This is a genomic window from Halomonas sp. AOP43-D1-4 (assembly GCF_052446175.1).
Lineage (GTDB): Bacteria > Pseudomonadota > Gammaproteobacteria > Pseudomonadales > Halomonadaceae > Vreelandella > Vreelandella citrativorans.
On record NZ_JBQSVY010000001.1, the window covers coordinates 178,035 to 196,675 of the forward strand.

The following is an 18,641-nucleotide window of genomic DNA, read 5'->3' on the forward strand; positions in this document are numbered from 1 at the left end:
CTTACCAAGCGCCCAGTTATACTGGGCGCTGCTCCATCGCCAAACGAAGCCCAAACGCGACCAGCACCGCGCCTGTCGCGGCATTTAACACCTGCGCAAAGCGCACGCTGGCGAGCCACTTGCTGGCGCCTCCCACCATGAATACCACGCTGATTTGCCAGATATTGGCAATGATAAAGTGGACACCTGCTAGCCACAGGGACTTGACCAACGCCGGATCACCCGGCGCAATAAACTGAGGCAAAAAAGCCATATAAAAAATAATCGTTTTTGGATTCAATACATTGGACAGCAAGCCTTCCTTAATGGGCTGCCAAAGCGGAACAGGAGAAGCAGCACCGATCACCCCTTTGACCGGTAATGGCTGGCCACGCCTTGCGGCTAACAAACTGGTGCCCCCTAGCCATACCAGATACCCCGCCCCGACCAACTTTAATAGATGAAATGCCCAGGCCGACTGAAGCAGAATCAGTGAAATACCTAATGCCGAGATGGTCGCGTGTACAAACAGACCGCAGCAGATCGCTAAGCTGGTGGCAATGCCGTCCCGAGTCCCGCCTCGGGCAGTGTTACGGATAACCAGCAAGGTATCCACGCCAGGCGTAATCGACAACAGCGTAATAGCGACCAAAAAGGCCACAAACTGAGAATCTACAAGCTGTATTGACAACATATACGTGGCTCAACAAAAGTTAAGAAACATTAGATTGTTACTGGACGACCCATTTTTTTGCATCTACATTGATTTTGGCGGGCGAATCCTATGCAGGTTCGCTTGATCATTATAGGCACGTTAAGGAAACGACTAATGGCAACTGGCACCGTCAAGTGGTTCAACGATACGAAAGGTTACGGCTTCATCTCACCCGATGATGGCAGTGACGACCTGTTTGCGCACTTCTCCGAAATTCAAGCGGAAGGCTTCAAGACCCTGCAAGATGGTCAAAAAGTCAGCTTTGAGGTAACGCAGGGTAAAAAGGGCCTTCAGGCTTCTACCATTCGCCTTGCTTAATCATGGCCGAATGTAGCGAGGCCCGCCAAGGCGGGCCTTTTTATTGCCTGCTCAACGCGCCTTATTGATGAGTAGCGTTAGTATTATCGCTGCCTGCGTCTTCATTCAGAATAACCCCACGGCTACTACTGCCATTATGTTCACGCTCGATTTCCTGAAACTGCTCTTCAAGGCGCTTTTGGGCTTCCTCAAAGCGGCGTTCGGTATCCTCAATCAATGCATCAACATCGGTAGCTTCCCGGTTATCTTCCAAGCGAGGGCTTTCGGGTAGGCTGCTCTGTGTTTCCCACTCATTGGACAATGCTTCTTGCTCAATAGCATCGTACTCTTCGGCTTGTTGCTCTGCTTCTTCAAACTGCTCATTTAAGCGCCGTTGGGCTTCCTGAAAGCGCTGCTCAGTCTCTTCAATCATTTGATCGACGTCGGAGCGCGTTGCCTCTCCTGGCAATGCGCCACCCTCTTGCAGTATCTCATCAGGGTCCGCCGCCAGAGTGTCTTCGCCTGCCGTTACCTCTTGGGCCTCTTGGGCCTCGGACTCGTCAGCGTTGACCGCATCATCTTGCATGTCATCACGCAGCGCCTCGGCCTGCTCTAGCTCTTCAGCGGCCTGGCGCGCCTCAACGTCATCCTCTACCTCCGCAGGACTTGGCATATCCGCGGCATTTTCAGCGGCGGCCGGCGCTTCTTCCTCTTGCACAACGTCTTCATCAGAAACCGATGAAGGCTCATCCGGTGTCGCATCAGTCTCTTCTTGAGAGTCACCACATGCGCTTAGCAATAGTGCCAAGGTGGCAACAACCGGTATCCATAAACGGTTTACCATTAGATTCCCCTTCTTAAATAACGCTTTTAAAGACAGACTACGATCAGTGTCGGTCATTTGCTGACAGTAACGAGCAACCCTCAGGCAATAAAACGTGCAGCGCCAACGGCACCACTTCAACGCAAAAACGATCATACTGACACATTTCGCCGTCCAGCGTTAAGGGCCAAGCGGGATCATCTTTCTGAGTTGTGACCGTCAGCTCAGTCGCTGTGAAATAGCGTACATACTGCCCATCAGAGGGAAAGCTCTGAAGCTCGCTAATCAGCGTCGGCAGTTCCGTTACGGAGCTAAAATCCTTCACCAGAAGAACATCCAAGCGGCCATCATCAAGCTTGGCACGTGGGGCGAGCACCTGTCCGCCGCCTGATTGCCGGCCATTACCTAACGCCAATAACAGCAGCGAGACATCCTGCTCTTTATCGCCCCAGTGAAGCGTGCCACGATAGCTGCGATGCCGCCAGGCTTTAAGCGCTCCCATTAAGGAGTACGCACCTCCGCCTAACAAGCGTTTCAGCGTCTTCGGTGTTGAAGAGGTAATTTCCGCCCCAAATCCGCCCGTGGTCATGTTGACGTAGTACTGAACGACGGTTTTATTATTAGCCTCAGCCGTTACTCGTACGACATCAACAGGGTATGCGCTTAGTGTCCTTGCCTCTGCCAGCGCAGGGCTTGGCTCCAACGGTAACCCCGTGGAGGTAGCAAAGTCGTTGGCACTGCCCAGCGGCACAACGCCCAAAGCGGGACGCTTATCATGAGCGACACGCATTAGCCCGTTAACCACTTCGTTAACAGTGCCATCGCCGCCGCAGGCGATGACATGGGTGATGCCCATATCACATGCCTGCTCGGCAAAGAGAGCGGCGTCACCGCCCTCCCATGTTGAGCGCACGGTAATCGGCATCCCTGCCTCACGCTGCTCTTCAACGGCTTCACGCAGTGCCGGGTTCCCGGCTGATTTACCATTTATAATCAGTAAAAAATGCGGTTGTGAATCGTTCACCAATGGCTTCCCTTTCATGGTTGGAACGCTAGGAGTGCTTACGCCAGCGCTTTTTCAACTACTTCATATACGTTCGAAGATAGCGGCTCTTTTTTGATACGTTGCAACTGCGCATGCATTAAGGCCTGGCGCGCTTCGTCAAAACGCTGCCAGCGTGTTAGCGGGGTAACCAATCGCGCGGCAATTTCCGGGTTTAGCCGATTAAGCTCAATCACCACATCGGCAAGCAGCGCGTAACCCTTACCATCCAGGCGATGGAAATTAACCCGATTTTGCGTAAAAGCACCCACTAGCGCACGTACTTTGTTTGGGTTCTTGATTGAAAATGCCGGATGCTGCATCAAGAACTCGACACGCTCCAGCACATCAGACTGCGGCCGCGTCACTTGAATCGTAAACCACTGGTCCATAACCAGCGAATCATGCGCCCATTTTTCACCAAACGCTTTTAAAGCGGGTGACGACACGTCATCACGTTCGCTATGCACCAGCAGCGTTAGCGCATGGCGCACATCGGTCATATTGTGGTCAGCGGCAAACTGGGCCTGACAAAATGCAATCGCCTGCTCATCCTCAATCGACATCAAATAGCTAAGCGCTATGTTTTTGAGACTACGCTGGGCGATTTGCTCAGGCGTTGGCGCGTAAGCCTCCTCCGAGCGATTGGCTTCAAACGTGGCCACAAATTCAGCGCGAAGTGCTAACGCCAATGATTGGCGCACAAACTCACGCGCCGCGTGAATCGCATCGACATCGACAATAGGCTGCTGCTCGGCAATGTAGGCCTCAGAAGGTAGGGTTAGCATCTCGGCAAGCACCGCCTTGTCAGACGTCGAGCTTGTCAGCAGCGCTCTAAAGGCTTCCGTAACGCGGCCATCCATGACTTTTTCAACGCCATTACGATGCGCCGCGATCAGATCGTCCAACGCCAGCATGGCCAAGCGCTGACCGGCATCCCAGCGGTTAAAACCATCACTATCATGGGTGAGCAAAAATGCCAGTTCTTCACGTGAATAGGGGAAATGTAGCTTCACTGGCGCCGAGAAGTCACGCAGCAGTGACGGTACTGGCGCTTCGGCCACATCGGTAAAGACAAAGGTCTGCTCGTTATCGCGTAAATGGATCACCGCATCCTTGCCCAGTACTTCCCCGGCCATGGTCAGCGTTAAGTCCTGACCAGACTTGGTTCCCACCAGCCCCATCCGCACAGGGATATGCAGTGGCTGCTTCTCGGTTTGGCCGGGCGTGGCAGGCGTGCGTTGCCGAAGCGTTAGCCTGTATTCACTATGTACATAGTCGTATTCGCCGTGGACATCAATCTCTGGCGTACCTGCCTGCGCGTACCAGCGCATAAATTGATCAAGTGTTTGGCCCGACGCCTCTTCCATACAGCCAACAAAGTCTTCAATGGTGACCGCCTGACCATCAAAGCGCTCAAAGTAGGCATCGGCCCCTTGGCGGAAATTTTCCCACCCCACCAGGTTACACAGCATACGCACTACTTCTGCACCCTTTTCATAAATAGTCAGGGTATAGAAATTGGTGATTTCAATGTAGTGGTCGGGGCGCACAGGATGCGCAGTGGGCCCTGCATCTTCTGCAAACTGCGCCGTACGGAAAAAAGACACATCTTGAATACGCTTAACCGGCGCCGAGTTGGTATCAGCGGAAAAACACTGGTCCCTAAAAACGGTAAAGCCTTCTTTCAGCGATAGCTGGAACCAGTCACGACAGGTCACTCGATTGCCGGACCAGTTATGAAAATATTCGTGGGCCACAATGCCTTCCACGTTTTGAAACGTGGCATCGGTAGCGGTATTGGGATGCGTCAGTACAGCGGCAGAGTTGAAAATATTCAGCCCCTTGTTTTCCATCGCTCCCATATTGAAATCGTTAACGGCCACGATCATAAACAGATCAAGGTCATATTCGCGGCCATAGGTCTGTTCATCCCACGCCATGGAACGTTTGAGCGAAGCCATGGCGTGTTCGGTTTTATCCAGATTTTCCTCCTCTACCCAAATTTGCAGCGTGACATCACGGCCGCTCATGGTAGAAAAGTGGTCCTCAACCTTGTGTAAATCACCCGCTACCAACGCAAACAGGTAGCACGGTTTAGGATGCGGATCTTCCCATTTCACGAAATGGCGACCATTTTCCAATATACCGCTGTCCACGGGGTTGCCGTTGGCCAGCAAAACGGGTTCGTTGTTTTGATCACCAATGACCGTGACGGTAAAGGTGGCCATCACATCCGGGCGGTCTGGGTAGAACGTAATGCGCCGAAAACCTTCCGCTTCACACTGGGTACAGTACATACCACTCGACTGGTAAAGTCCCTCCAAAGCAGTGTTAGCACCAGGCGCAATTTCTACCTCACTTTCAAGGCTGAACGTTGCCGGCACCTGCATAATACGCAGGCTGCCCTCATCCAACTGGTAATCCGCTTCCGCTAGCGGTGTGCCATCAATGGCCAACGAGATTAGCGACAGCTGCTCGCCATTCAGCACCAGAGGCGTTTGGGCGTCTACGTTTTCGTTACGTTCAATCAACAATCGTGCTTTTACACGGGTGGCAGCAGGGTCAAGATCAAACGTCAGCTCGGTATGGGTGACCTGGTAGGCGGGCGGCTGATAGTCGCTTAAATAAACCGGCTGCGGATCAGACATAGTGCGTTAGCTCCTGTAATAAACGATGGTTGCGAGTAGACAAAAAGAGTGGCAAAAAATGGGGCAGCGCATAGACACCGCCCTACACGTGATAAGGCTTAATCGCGGAAATTATCAAACTGCAGAGGTAGTTCAGGCCCCTCTTCACCCCGTAAAAGCGCCATGACGCCTTGTAAGTCGTCACGTTTTTTCCCGGTCACGCGAACTTTTTCACCTTGAATTTGCGCTTGGACTTTAAGCTTACTCGCCTTGATACGCTTTACCACATCCTTGGCTTCTGCCGCATCAAGCCCCTGCTTCAAAACGACTTCCTGACGCGCCTTCACCCCGGAAAGCTCGGGGTCTTGAACATCCATGCAGCGCGCATCAATGCCTCTGGCAATTAACCGACCGCGCAGTACATCCAGCATCTGCTTGAGTTGAAAATCGACCTGGGCCTCTAACTGCACTTTTTCGCCTTCAAGGGCGAAGCTTGCGTCAACGCCTTTAAAATCAAAACGCGACTGCACTTCACGATTCGCCTGGTCAACGGCGTTAGACGCTTCGTGCTGATCAAATTCCGACACAATATCAAAAGAGGGCATGGCATTTTTCCTGACAAGTTATGAAGGGTTATTTTAGAGCAGTAAGCTGCCTATCGGCCAATTCTGATATTGATTAGCCACAAAAACCTCGATTCCTACGGAAAAGCTTAACAACTGTATAAATTTTATTCACATTTAAGCCATCATCACGGCATTGCAAGCTCTATATGGCGTAGGCTAGAAATCTTCATGCAGCCTTTTAAGAGGAAAGCGACGGTGAAAGACCGCGATACACGCCATAAAACGTCGATGGAAAAACTCAAAGCCCGCGTGGATGAAAAAGTAGCCAGCGCTACAGAACAGCGCGGACTGCTGCTGGTGAATACCGGGAATGGTAAAGGCAAGACCACGGCCGCCTGGGGCACCGTCACCCGTGCGTTGGGCTATGGCTATCACGTGGGGGTTATTCAGTTTATTAAAGGCTTATGGGAGTGTGGCGAACGCAACCGTTTGGAAGATGACCCTAATCTTGACGTCGCAATTATGGCAACGGGCTTTACCTGGGACACCCAAAACCGTGAAGCCGACACTCAAGCCTGCTTGGCCGTTTGGAAAGAGGCTGAGCGCATGCTGGCTGACCCAAACACTTACCTGGTCGTGCTGGATGAAATTACCTACATGCTCAAGTTTGGCTACCTGGATATCGCCACCGTTAAAGCGGCGCTTGAAAATCGCCCCAGCGAGCAGACGGTAATTATTACGGGGCGTAATGCGCACCGTGAACTGATAGCCATGGCGGATACCGTCACCGAAATGCAGGAAGTTCGCCACGCCTTTAATAATGGCCTACAGGCACGTCGCGGCATTGATTTTTAATCAATATTTACCAAAAAGGGGCGCCAAGGCACCCCTTCTCATACATCCGACGATATTCTCAGCGAGTGTTATTCGACGACAGCGGATTATTCGCCGTCAAACGGATTGCGCAGTACGATGGTTTCAACACGGTCTGGACCCGTTGAAATAATATCAATACTGGTGCCCACTTGCTCTTCCAGGAAACTGATGTAAGCGCGGGCATTGGCCGGCAAGTCGTCGACGTTTTTAGCACCCAGCGTCGACTCTTTCCAGCCTGGTAAATCCTGATAAAGCGGCTCTATGGCTTCGTAGCCTTCAGAATCAACCGGGTTGTCCAGCACGTCACCATCTTTACTGCGATAGCCCACGCACACCCGAATATTTTCCAGACCATCGAGCACGTCAAGCTTGGTCAGGCAGATGCCGGATATTGAGTTAATTTGTACCGCATGACGCAGGGCCACAGCATCAAACCAACCGCAACGGCGTGGACGACCCGTGGTGGCGCCAAATTCGTGGCCACGCTCAGCCAGGTGACGGCCATGGTCGTCGAACAGCTCAGTAGGGAACGGCCCCGAGCCCACGCGCGTGGTATACGCTTTGGTAATACCCAGCACGTAATCCAGGTAAAGCGGGCCGACACCAGACCCCGTGGCCGTGCCGCCAGCCGTGGTGTTGGAGCTGGTAACAAACGGGTACGTGCCGTGGTCGATATCCAGTAGCGAGCCTTGGGCGCCCTCAAACAGAATATTCTCACCCGCCTTGCGCAGGTCGTGAACCATGCTCACGGTATCGCATACCATCGGACGAAGCTCATCAGCCATTTGCATGGCGCTGTCCAGCACTTCCTGGAAGTCGACGGCGGGTTCACCGTGGTAGTTAACCAATACGAAGTTGTGGTAATCCAGCACTTCGCCCAGCTTGGAGGCAAACCGTTCCCGATGAAGCATATCGCCCAAGCGCAAGCCACGGCGTGCCACTTTATCTTCGTAAGCCGGACCAATGCCTCGACCCGTTGTGCCAATCTTGGCAACGCCACGGGCTTTTTCGCGGGCCTGATCAAGGCGCACGTGGTAAGGCAAAATCAGCGGGCAGGCGGGTGAAAGGCGCAGGCGCTCACGCACCGGTACACCTTTATCTTCAAGCTCGCGGATCTCTTTGATCAGCGCTTCAGGCGAAAGCACCACCCCGTTGCCGATTACGCAGGTTTTACCCGGACGCAGGACACCCGACGGAATGAGATGAAGCACCGTTTTTTCACCGTCGATTACCAGCGTGTGGCCCGCATTATGGCCACCCTGGAAACGCACTACCGCCGCCGCTGACTCGGTGAGCAGGTCAACAATCTTGCCTTTGCCTTCATCACCCCATTGGGTGCCCAGGACTACGACATTCTTACCCATTATGCACTCGTCTCTTGTGTCAGGGCCGTTGTCTGCCAACAGCCATCGATAAACTCAAGACGGCGGTCACACTTGTGCTCCGCCGGCCCAGTACGCTGCCCAGGCAGCGCTTGAATAACGCGTTCTCCCTGCTCTCGCAGTGCAACTATGGCAGCGTTGAGAGACTCTTCCTCTTGGGCAGGTGCCCAAATGGCGCCGTTGCCTGGCGATGCCAAGGCCAATGATGCCAGCTGCTTTAAATCCATCGAAAAGCCAGTAGCTGGACGTGCACGCCCAAAGGCGCGCCCCGTATCATCATAGCGACCACCCTTTGCAAGCGCATGGCCGTAACCTGGCACATAAGCGGCAAACATCATGCCTGTGTGGTATTGATACCCACGCAACTCGGCAAGATCAAAATAGAGCGACACGTCAAAGCGAGCCAACACGCCCTGATACAGCGCACTTAACTGATCAAGCGCGGCGGTTACAGAAGCCGGGGCACCTGCAAAGCGCTCGCGTGCTTGCTCAAGTATACTGGCGTCGCCGTGCAACTCACCTAGCGCCATAAACATATCGGCCAGTACCGGGTCGCTGACGCTTGCGTTAACTTGCTCCGCCAATTGTCCCGGCGACTTGAGTGCCAGTACCTCAAACAGCGTGCTCTCTTGCTCATTATTAAGCGCGGCAGCGTCTACCAAACTACGATAAATGCCGATGTGCCCAAGAGCCAGATGTATTTCACCTGCGCCTGCGGCTTTTAAACTGGCGAGCGCCAAATGAATGATTTCACTATCGGCCTCTAACCCAGCATGGCCAAACAGCTCGACGCCGACCTGAACAGGGCTGCGTCCGCCTTGATGCTGATCAGCTTTAGCGCGCAGTACGTTCGTGCAGTAGCACAACCGAACGGGCCCTTGGCGTTTGAGCGAGTGGGCATCCATACGCGCCACCTGCGGCGTAACATCTGCCGAGGCGCCCATCATACGGCCGGTTAATTGGTCTGTTAGCTTAAAGGTTTGCAGATCAAGGTCAGTACCGGTACCGGTCAACAAGGAGTCTAGAAACTCCACCGGTGGTGGCATGACCTGGTCATAGCCCCAGCAATGATAAAGATCAAGCAGCGCGCGGCGCAGCTCTTCCATGCGGCTTGCCTGAGGCGGTAGCACCTCATCCATGCCGTCGGGCAACAGCCAGCGGTCAGCGATGGTCATGTAAACAATCCTGCAAGACGATGAAGGCCCTGGAGTCGATGAATACGCGCTTGACGCATTAACGTTAAATGAGGGCCACAAAAAAACCGGGCGACGCCCGGTTCAATTAAGTCTACCACGTTTGCTCAAGGGATGAACCCCGCCATGCGTTCTGCTTCATGGCAAAATTCACCCCTATGCCAACTTACTCTTCTCCGCCTGCTTGCCCGTTAGGATTAGCACTGCGCAGGTAACGGAAAAAGTCGCTGCTGGGGTCTAATACCAGCATATCACCGTCGCCCGAGAAGCTGTCGCGGTAAGCATTCAAGCTACGCCAAAAGGAGAAAAACTCCTGATCCTGGCCATACGCTTCAGAAAAGATACTGGCCGCCTGTGCATCACCTTCACCGCGCAGCGTCTCTGCACGCTCATTTGCCTGAGCGATAAGTACGTGGCGACGACGGTCAGCATTAGCGCGAATACGCTCAGCTTCTTCCTGCCCCTGGGCACGCCATTCGCGGGCTTCGCGCTCACGCTCAGAGCGCATCCGCTCAAAGACTGCCGCTGATACGTCTTCAGGTAAATCAATACGCTTGATGCGAATATCGCGGATAGCGACACCCAGCTCATCACGCATCAGGCTATCCAGCTCTTCGGTAGGGCCAATCATCAGGTCATCACGGCGCTCGGCAATGATTTCCTGCAGATTAAGACGGCCAAACTCGTTACGTAAGCTCTCGTCAACACGTGGCTGAATAAGGCGGATCGCCATCATTTCATCGCCTGCCGTTGCCTCGTAGTAGCGGGTAGGATTAACCACCTGCCATTTAACGTAGGAGTCGACGATAACTGCTTTTTGCTCAAGCGTCAGATAACGACTGGTATCGGTATCCAGCGTCAGCAGGCGCGTATCAAACTTACGGATCGTTTGAGCAACCGGTATTTTGACATGCAGGCCAGGCTGAATATTCTCTTCAATAACCTCACCAAAGCGCAGTTTTACGGCACGCTGTGTCTCATCAACAACATACAGCGAATTACTTGCCAACCACGCGACAACAGCCAAGCCACCAACGATCAGCAGGGATCGATTATTAATCATTTACCGGCCCTCCCTGCGAATAGAGCTACTACTTGAAGATGAAGAATTCGTCGTTTGGCTTCCACGTAAACTTTCTACAACACGCGGATCCAACTCCTCACTGCCTGAGCCACTGTCATTAGCGCTTGATGCGCTATTGCTGCGCCCGCTATTGCCACGCATTTGATCAAGCGGCAGATACATTAGCGGTGCATTTTCGCTTACATCCATGAGCACCTTGGGCGTACCGCCGTAGACGCTTTCAAGCGTATCCAGGTACATCCGCTCACGCATTACCTCTGGCGCATTTTGGTACTCTGTTAACAAGGCATTGAAGCGATTCGCTTGACCCTGAGCTTCAGCCACGACCGACTCACGATACCCTTGGCCTTGCTCAACCACGCGTTGGGCTTGGCCCTGAGCGGCCGGGATAATGGCGTTAGCGTAAGCCATGCCTTCGTTAATGGTACGCTGGCGGTCTTCGCGAGCACGAATTACGTCATCGAATGCGTCGATAACCGGCGCAGGCGCGGAAGTCGACTCAATGTTAATGGTTTGTAAACGGATACCCGCTCCATACGCATCAAGATAGGACTGCAAGCGGCTAGCGACCGAGCTGCCCAGGATTTCACGCCCTGAGGTCAGGATATCGATCATGTCTGTGCCACCTACAACGTGACGCAAAGCAGAATCAAGCGCATTTTCCATGGACAGTGCAGGATCACGCACATTGAGAACAAAATCTTGCGGATTTGCGACCTGGTACTGCGCCGATATTTCCACTTCCACGATGTTCTCATCGCGCGTCAGCATCGCCTGGGTTTGTGACACAGAGCGAACACGCGTGACATTCACCATGCGGACATCGTCAATCAACGGCGGATTCCAGTGAAGGCCCGGCCCAACAACGCTCTGGTACTCACCAAAACGTAAAACAACGCCACGCTCAGACTGATCCACCAGATAGAAGCCGGAGGCTGCCCAAATCGCTAGCGCAACTACAACTAAAAGGCCCGGCAATGCAAGCGTATTACGTGGCTTACCACCACCGCTTCCACTGTTCCGCTTATTTCCGTTGCCTTTTTTACTGCCGCCGCCCAGCATGCCGTTCAGCTTGTCTTGAAACTTCTTGAGCGCTTCATCAAGGTCAGGAGGGCCTTGGTTATTACCCCCATTATTCCCGCCCCGATTACCGCCGTCGTTGCCACCACGGTTATCACCGTCGTTGCCACCCCGTCGACCACCACCACTCCATGGGTCGTGCTGGTTGCCACCACCAGGCTCATTCCAGGCCATACTTCGTCTCCACTAAGGTGCTCATCTGCGCATGGCATGCCTTCGGCAAGCTCCATGCGCTTTATTGAAATTATTGCTATATCAAACTGTTATTACCATCCCTTACACGAGTAGAAAAGCAAGGACCTACCACTCGTCAACTTCACGTAATGCTACAGGCAAATAGGTGTTAGCACGCTCACCCAGCTGCGCCATTAATTGGTTAAAGTCGCGACGCGGTAGTCGAACATCCAATACAGAGCGCCCCTGCTCATCAAATGCTTCCTGACGCACGGCGTTTAGCTCATGAAGTCCTGCCCGCAGCTTGCCCTGTTCTGGCGTCAGTGTCAGCGAAAATCCGATGACATCGCCAGCCAAGCGCTCAGTCAGCGCTTCATGAAGTAGCTCAAGACCTTGGCCTTGTTGAGCAGACAACCACACCACTTCAGGCACGCCATGCCCATCACGCTCAATACGCGGCGCGCTATCAAGCTTGTCGATTTTATTCATTACCTTGAGAACCGGCACACTATCGGCGCCAATCTCTTTCAATACGTGCTCTACCTGGTCAACGTTTAGCTCGCGATCAGGGTCGGCTGCATCAATCACATGCACAAGCAAGGTGGCTTCCGCTGCCTCCTGAAGCGTCGCCTGGAACGCCTCAACAAGCTTATGGGGCAAATGCCGGATAAACCCTACTGTATCCGCCATCACCACCGGGCCCACGTCTTCGATCTCAAGGCGCCTCAGTGTCGGGTCCAGTGTTGCAAACAATTGGTCAGCGGCATACACATCGGCATTGGTTAACGTATTAAACAACGTCGATTTGCCTGCGTTGGTATACCCGACCAGCGACACACTGTGGATTTCCGCACGTGCACGGGCGCGGCGGTTCTGCTCACGCTGGCTACGCACTTTATCCAATCGCTTATTGATTGACTTAATACGCCCTCTTAATAAACGGCGGTCGGTTTCCAGCTGCGTTTCGCCGGGCCCACGCAAGCCAATCCCGCCTTTTTGGCGCTCAAGGTGCGTCCACCCATGCACAAGGCGAGTAGACATATACTCTAGCTGAGCAAGCTCGACCTGCAGCTTACCCTCATGGGTTCGTGCCCGTTGCGCAAAAATATCGAGAATCAGACCCGTACGGTCAAGGACTCGGCACTTGAGTTCTTTCTCAAGGTTGCGCTGTTGGGAAGGACTTAAACTATGATTGAAGATCACCAGCTCCGCCTCATGAGCCGCGAGCATCGCTCGCAACTCTTCCAGCTTTCCCGAACCCACAAAGGTTCGTGAATCAGGGCGCTGACGACTAGCGGTGAGCAGCGTCGCGGGCTCTGCACCTGCAGAGCGCACGAGCTCTAAGAACTCACCCGGGTCTTCACGTGCTTGTTCGTCATGAAAATCAACGTGGACAAGAACTGCCGTTTCACCGGCTTCTGGGCGTTCAAAAAACAATCAATACCTCGAGGACTCTATTGCTCATCCAGCGGTGTTAAATATCCGCATCAGGCGCGGCCGGGTCTTGTGCCGGCAAACGCACATTACGCGAAGGCACCACCGTGGAAATAGCATGTTTATAAACCATCTGACTAACGGTGTTACGCAGCAGAATAACAAACTGGTCAAACGATTCGATCTGGCCTTGAAGCTTAATGCCATTTACCAAAAAGATGGAGACCGGAATGCGCTCTTTGCGCAAAATATTCAAGTAAGGATCTTGAAGGGACTGCCCTTTGGACATGTTGCTCTCCCTAAACTGTCGTTGGGGTTGGTTGTTAAATGGCGTGCCCTACTGGTGCTACGCCGCAATCTATTTGCCCGAAAGGCCCGTGTGGTTGAAAGCGCCCTTCGGCTACTCAAAAACACACGCTCACGAAACCACTATCTTACGCTAAGCACCGCTTTCACGCACGAATTTCAGCGTCTTATCCACCACGTCCAACTGCTGTGAATCAATCCAGGTAAGATTAGACCAGCTTCTTAACCAGGTTAGCTGACGCTTGGCGAGCTGGCGAGTAGCAATTACGCCGCGCTCCTTTAAGACAGCATAGTCGTACTCACCGTTCAGATACTCCCACACCTGACGATAACCCACGCTTTTCATGGCGGGCAGTTCCAGATGCAGGTCACTACGCTTTTTGAGGGCGGCTACCTCATCTATCAAGCCCTCTTCAAGCATAGCGGCAAAACGTTTTTCAATACGTGCGTGTAAAACACGTCTGTCGTCTGGCGCCAACGCAATGGATAGCACGCGCCAAGGGAAAGGCACTGGCTGCTGCTCACCCCACAGTTCACTCATTGAGCGCCCACTGGCGTAATAAACTTCGAGTGCGCGCATTAAGCGTTGAGGATCATTGGGATGGATGCGCTGCGCCGACACAGGATCCACATCCATCAGTTTTTTATGCAGCGACTCCAGGCCTTCACTTTCACGCTGTTTGGCTAGCTGCTCGCGAATAGCGGGGTCCGCCGCAGGCATATTTGCGACCCCTTCTACCAGGCGCTTGTAGTACAGCATGGTGCCGCCCACGAGCAGTGGCACCTTGCCCGCTGCGCTGATTTGCCGCATCTCACTAAGCGCATCTTCTCGAAAATCAGCGGCTGAATAGGGCTCTGCAGGATCACGCAGATCTATTAACCGATGGGGTGCACGGGCAAGCTCAGCAGCACTGGGCTTAGCACTACCAATATTCATACCGCGGTAGACCATTGCGGAATCAACACTGATTAGCTCATGCCCTAGCCGCTCGTGCAGCGCGATTGCCGTATCGGTTTTTCCGGCCGCTGTGGGACCCATTAAAAAAATCGCCCAAGGGCGTGTATCAGCCATACCGTGGCAAACTCCGCCAAAAAATAACAGGGATTAATTCAGCCAGCCGCCACTTGGCAACATCTGGCAGCACAGCTACTGTCCGCGCAAAAACAACCGATCAAGCGCTTTTAGGTTCATTTGTGTCCAGGTAGGCCGACCATGGTTGCACTGATCGCTACGCTCGGTGCGCTCCATGTCGCGCAGCAGTCCATTCATCTCTTCAATGGTTAGCCGTCGATTCGCGCGCACGCTACCGTGGCATGCCATAGTGGAAAGCAGCTCATGAATACGCGTTTCTACCTGATGGGAGCGCCCAAAACGGGCAAGCTCTTCAAGCATTTCACGCACCAGTGCTTCCGGGTCAGCCTGGGCCAAAAGCGCAGGCAACTGGCGCACCAGCAGCGTTTCCGGCCCTGCAACATCCAGCTCAATCCCCAATTGAGAAATGGCTTTCTGTTCGCTTTCTGCCGTTGCCACTTCCGTGCGGCTGGCAGCAAGCGACACGGGCACCAACAGCGGCTGTGTATCAATGCCACTAGCGGCTGCCAGCTGATTTTTCATCCGCTCGTAGACAATGCGCTCATGGGCGGCGTGCATATCCACCAGCACGAGCCCTTGGGCATTTTGCGCAAGAATATAAATCCCATGCAGTTGCCCCAAGGCAAAGCCTAGCGGCGGCGCACTGGTCGGGTCACTTTCAGGCATTACCGCAGGTGCTTCGCGCACCTCGCTAACAGACTCGTGACCGCCAGCCCATGCACCCGGCGGCTGCGGCGTAAGCAGCGTATCCTCATGATTAGGGTGCAAGGCTTGGTAGCCCTGCATAAAGCGGCGTACTTTTTCAGCCCCCGGGTGACGGTCAGGCGCTTGAGAAAGCGCCATGCCCTGCTGCTGCCACCGGGTAGAATCGGCCTGTTCAGGTTCGGCAGCGGCACCATTCACGCCTTCTGCTGAATGCTCCGAGACATCACTGGCATCGCCATCACTTTCTTGCGCTGGCTTAGACGTCGCCAGGCAGTGGTGTAGACTTGAGTAGAGAAAATCATGCACCATGCGCCCATCACGAAAGCGCACTTCATGCTTGGTGGGATGAACATTCACGTCGACCACATCAGGGTCCAGTGTCAGGTAGAGTACAAACACAGGATGGCGGCCGTTATAGAGCACGTCCCGGTAGGCTTGGCGCACGGCATGGGCCACCAGGCGGTCACGCACCACACGCCCGTTAACAAAAAAGTACTGCTGATCGGCCTGAGAGCGTGAATGTGTGGGCAAGCCCACCCAACCGCTTAGGCGCAGACCACCAGCTTCGCGCTCAATATAGCGTGCATGCTCAATAAAATTCTTACCCAGCAGCGAGGCGATACGCCGCTCCTGAGCCACCGCCGTATGCCCAGCAGGTAGCTGGTGGACTACCTTCTGGTTATGACGGAGCACCCACGTGATGTCGTAACGCGACAGTGCCTGACGCCGAAAGGCCTCTTCCACGTGGGCAAACTCGGTCTTTTCAGTACGTAAGAACTTGCGCCGCGCAGGCGTATTGAAGAACAAATCACGCACCGCAACGCTGGTGCCTCGTGGGTGTGGTGCAGGCGTTACTCGCGCCTCCATCCCTCGCCCTTCGGCCACCACTCGCCAGCCGGTTCGCGGGTCTTCTTCCGCATTGGAAACAAGCTCCAACCGAGAGACAGAGCTTATTGAGGCCAGCGCCTCGCCACGAAACCCCAGAGAACCGACGCCCTCCAGGTCCTCAAGGCTTCCGATTTTACTGGTGGCATGACGTGCAAGCGCCAGCGGCAAGTCCTGCTCACTAATACCGATGCCGTCATCGCGTACTTTAATTAATCGCGCACCGCCCTGTTCGATCTCAACCTCAATGCGCTGACTTCCCGCATCAATGGCATTTTCCACCAGCTCCTTGGTTACCGACGATGGACGTTCGACAACCTCCCCCGCGGCGATTTGGTTGGCCAAGCGGGGGTCGAGTACATGAATACGTGATGGCAAAGAACTCGACTCGGACACCAGACACCTCAAGAGTTGGGAATACGTAACACTTGGCCCACGCGAATAACGTCGCCATTCAAATCATTAGCTTGGCGCAGCTGGCCCACTGGCACACCGTGGCGCAGCGCAATCGAAGAGAGCGTATCGCCTGACTGAATACGGTACTCATTCCCCGTAGGCTGGCGATGATTATCGCGCTGCCAGGCAAGCAGGCTCGCCGGTGGCGGGTTACGTTCAAAATGCGCGTTTAACCCGGAAAAAATAGCATCCGCAAGCCCCTGCTGATGAACAGGATCACGCAGTCGACGCTCTTCACTGGGGTTGGAAATAAAGCCAACCTCAACCAATAGCGAAGGAATATCAGGCGATTTAAGTACCATAAAGCCGGCCTGCTCAACGCGGGATTTGTGCAACCGATTAATCCGCCCCAACTGCTCAAGCACCTGCCCGCCAATAGACAGCGAATCGTTCAGCGTGGCGGTCATGGTTAAATCAAGCAAAACGCCGCGGAGCACTTGATCCTTATCACGCAGCGAAAGGTTGCCATCCACCCCGCCAATCAGGTCAGCGCGGTTTTCGCTGTCGGCAAGCCACTGGGCTGTTTCTGACGTAGCGCCACGCTGCGAAAGCGCGTATACCGAGCTGCCCTCGGGGCGCGGACTGTTAAATGCATCGGCGTGAACCGACACAAAGAAATCGGCCTTTTGCTCACGGGCAAGCTGGGTACGTTGCCGCAAGCCTATGTAATAATCGCCATCACGAATAAGCACCGCTTTATAGCCCGGCGTGGCATTGATTTTGGCAGCCAACCGCCGCCCGATATCCAGCACGACGTCTTTTTCTCGCGTACCGCCAGGGCCAATAGCACCCGGATCTTCACCACCGTGGCCAGCATCAATGGCAATAATAACATCACGTTGGGGGTGCGGCTGGGCGGGCTGAACTTCGGCCGGCTCAGGGCTTTGCGTTCCAGGCGACGCCTGGTTATCCGGCAATTGAGCCTGAACATCGCCTCGCTGCGCCAGCATTTCCTGATCACGAATCATCGCTTCTATCGGATCAATCGGGTTTTCAACGGCACTCTCGCCGGGATACTCAAGGTCTACCACCAAGCGGTGACCATATTGGTCATTAGGCGGCAACACAAAGTGGCGCGGTTCCACTAAGCGATTGAGTTCCAGCACCACGCGCAAACCGCCCCCATCTCGCGGCCCGGTCCGTACAACCTCAATCGCGCTGCCATCTAGCGGCAATGTGGAGGCATCCGTTTTTAGCTGGCTCTCCTCCAAATCAATCACCAAGCGCTCGGGGTCCGACAGGGAAAAAACATTCGCCTGAGTGACGCCGGAAAGATCAAATACCAGTCGTGCGTGGTCGGGGGCGGCCCATAACCGCATGCTTTCAACATCAGCGGCCTGTACAGAAGAAACGCTCGCCATTAGCGCCATCAGCCCAGGCATGAGATACCGGGCCAGGCCGGTGAATTCGTTGCTAGTTACCATGAAGTGGCACCGTCTTCTGACTGCTTAAACGATTGTCTTGACTGCAGCCCATTAAGGACGCACTCACCATACTCACTGAGTGCGTTCAACGTCGCCTCGCGCTCTGCACCCGCTACCGTAAGTGATAAGAAAATATCGGGAGCTGGCAGCCATCCCTCGCCGCGACTTGGCCACTCAATAATACATAGAGCGTCGTCCGTCAGCACATCACGACCGCCGATAAACTCAAGCTCCTCAGGGTCAGATAAACGGTAGAGATCTAAATGATAAATGCGCTGTGTGCCCAGCTCATAAGGCTCCACGAGGGTATAGGTAGGGCTTTTGACTGCCCCCAGATGCCCATAGGCCCTTAAAACTCCACGTGTTAATGTCGTTTTACCGGCGCCCAGGTCACCTTCCAGGTAAACACGCCCACGCCCCTGCAATGCACTTCCCAGCGCTTCACCAAAAGCGACCTGCGCTTCTTCATTTTCCAATTGCACCTGCATGTGGGCTGC

General features: G+C 54.1%; 17 protein-coding genes. 2 read left to right on the forward strand and 15 right to left on the reverse strand.

Annotation, left to right across the window (positions count from 1 at the left end; translation table 11 throughout):
- Positions 1-16 precede the first annotated feature (16 nt).
- Entirely contained in the window at positions 17-673 is a 657-nt protein-coding gene (locus ACT3RQ_RS00845) for a LysE family translocator (RefSeq protein WP_444638836.1), read from the reverse strand.
- A 135-nt stretch (positions 674-808) separates the two neighbouring features.
- Between ACT3RQ_RS00845 and ACT3RQ_RS00850 the strand changes: the two genes are divergently transcribed.
- Positions 809-1,012: a cold-shock protein gene (locus ACT3RQ_RS00850; RefSeq protein WP_441677018.1), complete on the forward strand. Its 204-nt coding sequence runs from the start codon at positions 809-811 to the stop codon at positions 1,010-1,012.
- A gap of 61 nt (positions 1,013-1,073) precedes the next feature.
- Here the strand turns inward: ACT3RQ_RS00850 and ACT3RQ_RS00855 are convergent, their stop codons facing one another.
- The 4 genes from ACT3RQ_RS00855 to ACT3RQ_RS00870 form a co-directional block, all read right to left on the reverse strand.
- On the reverse strand, positions 1,074-1,835 hold the full coding sequence (locus ACT3RQ_RS00855) for a hypothetical protein (protein WP_444638835.1): 762 nt from the start codon (positions 1,833-1,835) through the stop codon (positions 1,074-1,076).
- A gap of 43 nt (positions 1,836-1,878) precedes the next feature.
- Positions 1,879-2,838: a lipid kinase YegS gene (yegS, locus tag ACT3RQ_RS00860; protein ID WP_444638834.1), complete on the reverse strand. Its 960-nt coding sequence runs from the start codon at positions 2,836-2,838 to the stop codon at positions 1,879-1,881.
- A gap of 38 nt (positions 2,839-2,876) precedes the next feature.
- The gene (gene pepN / locus ACT3RQ_RS00865; protein WP_444638832.1) at positions 2,877-5,507 is read right to left on the reverse strand and encodes an aminopeptidase N; all 2,631 of its coding nucleotides are present in this window, start codon (positions 5,505-5,507) and stop codon (positions 2,877-2,879) included.
- A gap of 98 nt (positions 5,508-5,605) precedes the next feature.
- On the reverse strand, positions 5,606-6,091 hold the full coding sequence (locus ACT3RQ_RS00870; protein WP_172116287.1) for a YajQ family cyclic di-GMP-binding protein: 486 nt from the start codon (positions 6,089-6,091) through the stop codon (positions 5,606-5,608).
- A 216-nt stretch (positions 6,092-6,307) separates the two neighbouring features.
- On the opposite strand from ACT3RQ_RS00870, the gene cobO reads away from it, so the two are divergent.
- The gene (gene cobO, locus ACT3RQ_RS00875; RefSeq protein ID WP_444638829.1) at positions 6,308-6,907 is read left to right on the forward strand and encodes a cob(I)yrinic acid a,c-diamide adenosyltransferase; all 600 of its coding nucleotides are present in this window, start codon (positions 6,308-6,310) and stop codon (positions 6,905-6,907) included.
- An 86-nt stretch (positions 6,908-6,993) separates the two neighbouring features.
- Here the strand turns inward: cobO and ACT3RQ_RS00880 are convergent, their stop codons facing one another.
- From ACT3RQ_RS00880 to tsaE, 10 genes are all read right to left on the reverse strand, one after another.
- Positions 6,994-8,292, reverse strand: a complete 1,299-nt coding sequence (locus ACT3RQ_RS00880; protein ID WP_193053829.1) for an adenylosuccinate synthase — start codon at positions 8,290-8,292, stop codon at positions 6,994-6,996.
- The gene (locus tag ACT3RQ_RS00885; RefSeq protein ID WP_444679765.1) at positions 8,292-9,485 is read right to left on the reverse strand and encodes an ATP phosphoribosyltransferase regulatory subunit; all 1,194 of its coding nucleotides are present in this window, start codon (positions 9,483-9,485) and stop codon (positions 8,292-8,294) included. The genes ACT3RQ_RS00880 and ACT3RQ_RS00885 overlap by 1 nt, the downstream gene beginning before the upstream one ends.
- Before the next feature lie 184 nt (positions 9,486-9,669).
- On the reverse strand, positions 9,670-10,566 hold the full coding sequence (gene hflC, locus ACT3RQ_RS00890; protein ID WP_172116283.1) for a protease modulator HflC: 897 nt from the start codon (positions 10,564-10,566) through the stop codon (positions 9,670-9,672).
- Complete coding sequence (gene hflK / locus ACT3RQ_RS00895) at positions 10,567-11,841, reverse strand: FtsH protease activity modulator HflK (protein ID WP_192526309.1); 1,275 nt, start codon at positions 11,839-11,841, stop codon at positions 10,567-10,569.
- A gap of 126 nt (positions 11,842-11,967) precedes the next feature.
- Positions 11,968-13,278, reverse strand: coding sequence for a ribosome rescue GTPase HflX (hflX, locus tag ACT3RQ_RS00900; RefSeq protein WP_444679766.1), 1,311 nt, complete (start codon positions 13,276-13,278; stop codon positions 11,968-11,970).
- A gap of 37 nt (positions 13,279-13,315) precedes the next feature.
- Positions 13,316-13,564 (reverse strand): RNA chaperone Hfq, encoded by a 249-nt coding sequence (gene hfq / locus ACT3RQ_RS00905; protein WP_009099947.1) that lies wholly within the window; start codon positions 13,562-13,564, stop codon positions 13,316-13,318.
- A gap of 150 nt (positions 13,565-13,714) precedes the next feature.
- Positions 13,715-14,653: a tRNA (adenosine(37)-N6)-dimethylallyltransferase MiaA gene (gene miaA, locus ACT3RQ_RS00910; protein ID WP_444679767.1), complete on the reverse strand. Its 939-nt coding sequence runs from the start codon at positions 14,651-14,653 to the stop codon at positions 13,715-13,717.
- 75 nt (positions 14,654-14,728) lie between these two features.
- The gene (gene mutL / locus ACT3RQ_RS00915) at positions 14,729-16,660 is read right to left on the reverse strand and encodes a DNA mismatch repair endonuclease MutL (protein WP_444679768.1); all 1,932 of its coding nucleotides are present in this window, start codon (positions 16,658-16,660) and stop codon (positions 14,729-14,731) included.
- An 8-nt stretch (positions 16,661-16,668) separates the two neighbouring features.
- The gene (locus ACT3RQ_RS00920) at positions 16,669-18,144 is read right to left on the reverse strand and encodes an N-acetylmuramoyl-L-alanine amidase (protein ID WP_444679769.1); all 1,476 of its coding nucleotides are present in this window, start codon (positions 18,142-18,144) and stop codon (positions 16,669-16,671) included.
- Positions 18,138-18,632 carry a tRNA (adenosine(37)-N6)-threonylcarbamoyltransferase complex ATPase subunit type 1 TsaE gene (tsaE, locus tag ACT3RQ_RS00925; RefSeq protein ID WP_444679770.1) on the reverse strand — a complete coding sequence of 165 codons (495 nt, stop codon included), beginning with the start codon at positions 18,630-18,632 and terminating at the stop codon, positions 18,138-18,140. The genes ACT3RQ_RS00920 and tsaE overlap by 7 nt, the downstream gene beginning before the upstream one ends.
- Positions 18,633-18,641 lie beyond the last annotated feature (9 nt).

Excerpts from the sequence above, each read along its gene's own strand:
- tsaE (WP_444679770.1), bottom strand. The coding sequence starts at position 18,632 with ATGCAGGTGCAATTGGAAAATGAAGAAGCGCAGGTCGCTTTTGGTGAA.
- ACT3RQ_RS00885 (WP_444679765.1), bottom strand. The coding sequence starts at position 9,485 with ATGACCATCGCTGACCGCTGGCTGTTGCCCGACGGCATGGATGAGGTG.
- miaA (WP_444679767.1), bottom strand. The coding sequence starts at position 14,653 with ATGGCTGATACACGCCCTTGGGCGATTTTTTTAATGGGTCCCACAGCG.
- hfq (WP_009099947.1), bottom strand. The coding sequence starts at position 13,564 with ATGTCCAAAGGGCAGTCCCTTCAAGATCCTTACTTGAATATTTTGCGC.
- pepN (WP_444638832.1), bottom strand. The coding sequence starts at position 5,507 with ATGTCTGATCCGCAGCCGGTTTATTTAAGCGACTATCAGCCGCCCGCC.
- ACT3RQ_RS00870 (WP_172116287.1), bottom strand. The coding sequence starts at position 6,091 with ATGCCCTCTTTTGATATTGTGTCGGAATTTGATCAGCACGAAGCGTCT.
- hflC (WP_172116283.1), bottom strand. The coding sequence starts at position 10,566 with ATGATTAATAATCGATCCCTGCTGATCGTTGGTGGCTTGGCTGTTGTC.
- ACT3RQ_RS00855 (WP_444638835.1), bottom strand. The coding sequence starts at position 1,835 with ATGGTAAACCGTTTATGGATACCGGTTGTTGCCACCTTGGCACTATTG.
- hflK (WP_192526309.1), bottom strand. The coding sequence starts at position 11,841 with ATGGCCTGGAATGAGCCTGGTGGTGGCAACCAGCACGACCCATGGAGT.
- ACT3RQ_RS00880 (WP_193053829.1), bottom strand. The coding sequence starts at position 8,292 with ATGGGTAAGAATGTCGTAGTCCTGGGCACCCAATGGGGTGATGAAGGC.
- ACT3RQ_RS00920 (WP_444679769.1), bottom strand. The coding sequence starts at position 18,144 with ATGGTAACTAGCAACGAATTCACCGGCCTGGCCCGGTATCTCATGCCT.
- ACT3RQ_RS00850 (WP_441677018.1), top strand. The coding sequence starts at position 809 with ATGGCAACTGGCACCGTCAAGTGGTTCAACGATACGAAAGGTTACGGC.
- ACT3RQ_RS00845 (WP_444638836.1), bottom strand. The coding sequence starts at position 673 with ATGTTGTCAATACAGCTTGTAGATTCTCAGTTTGTGGCCTTTTTGGTC.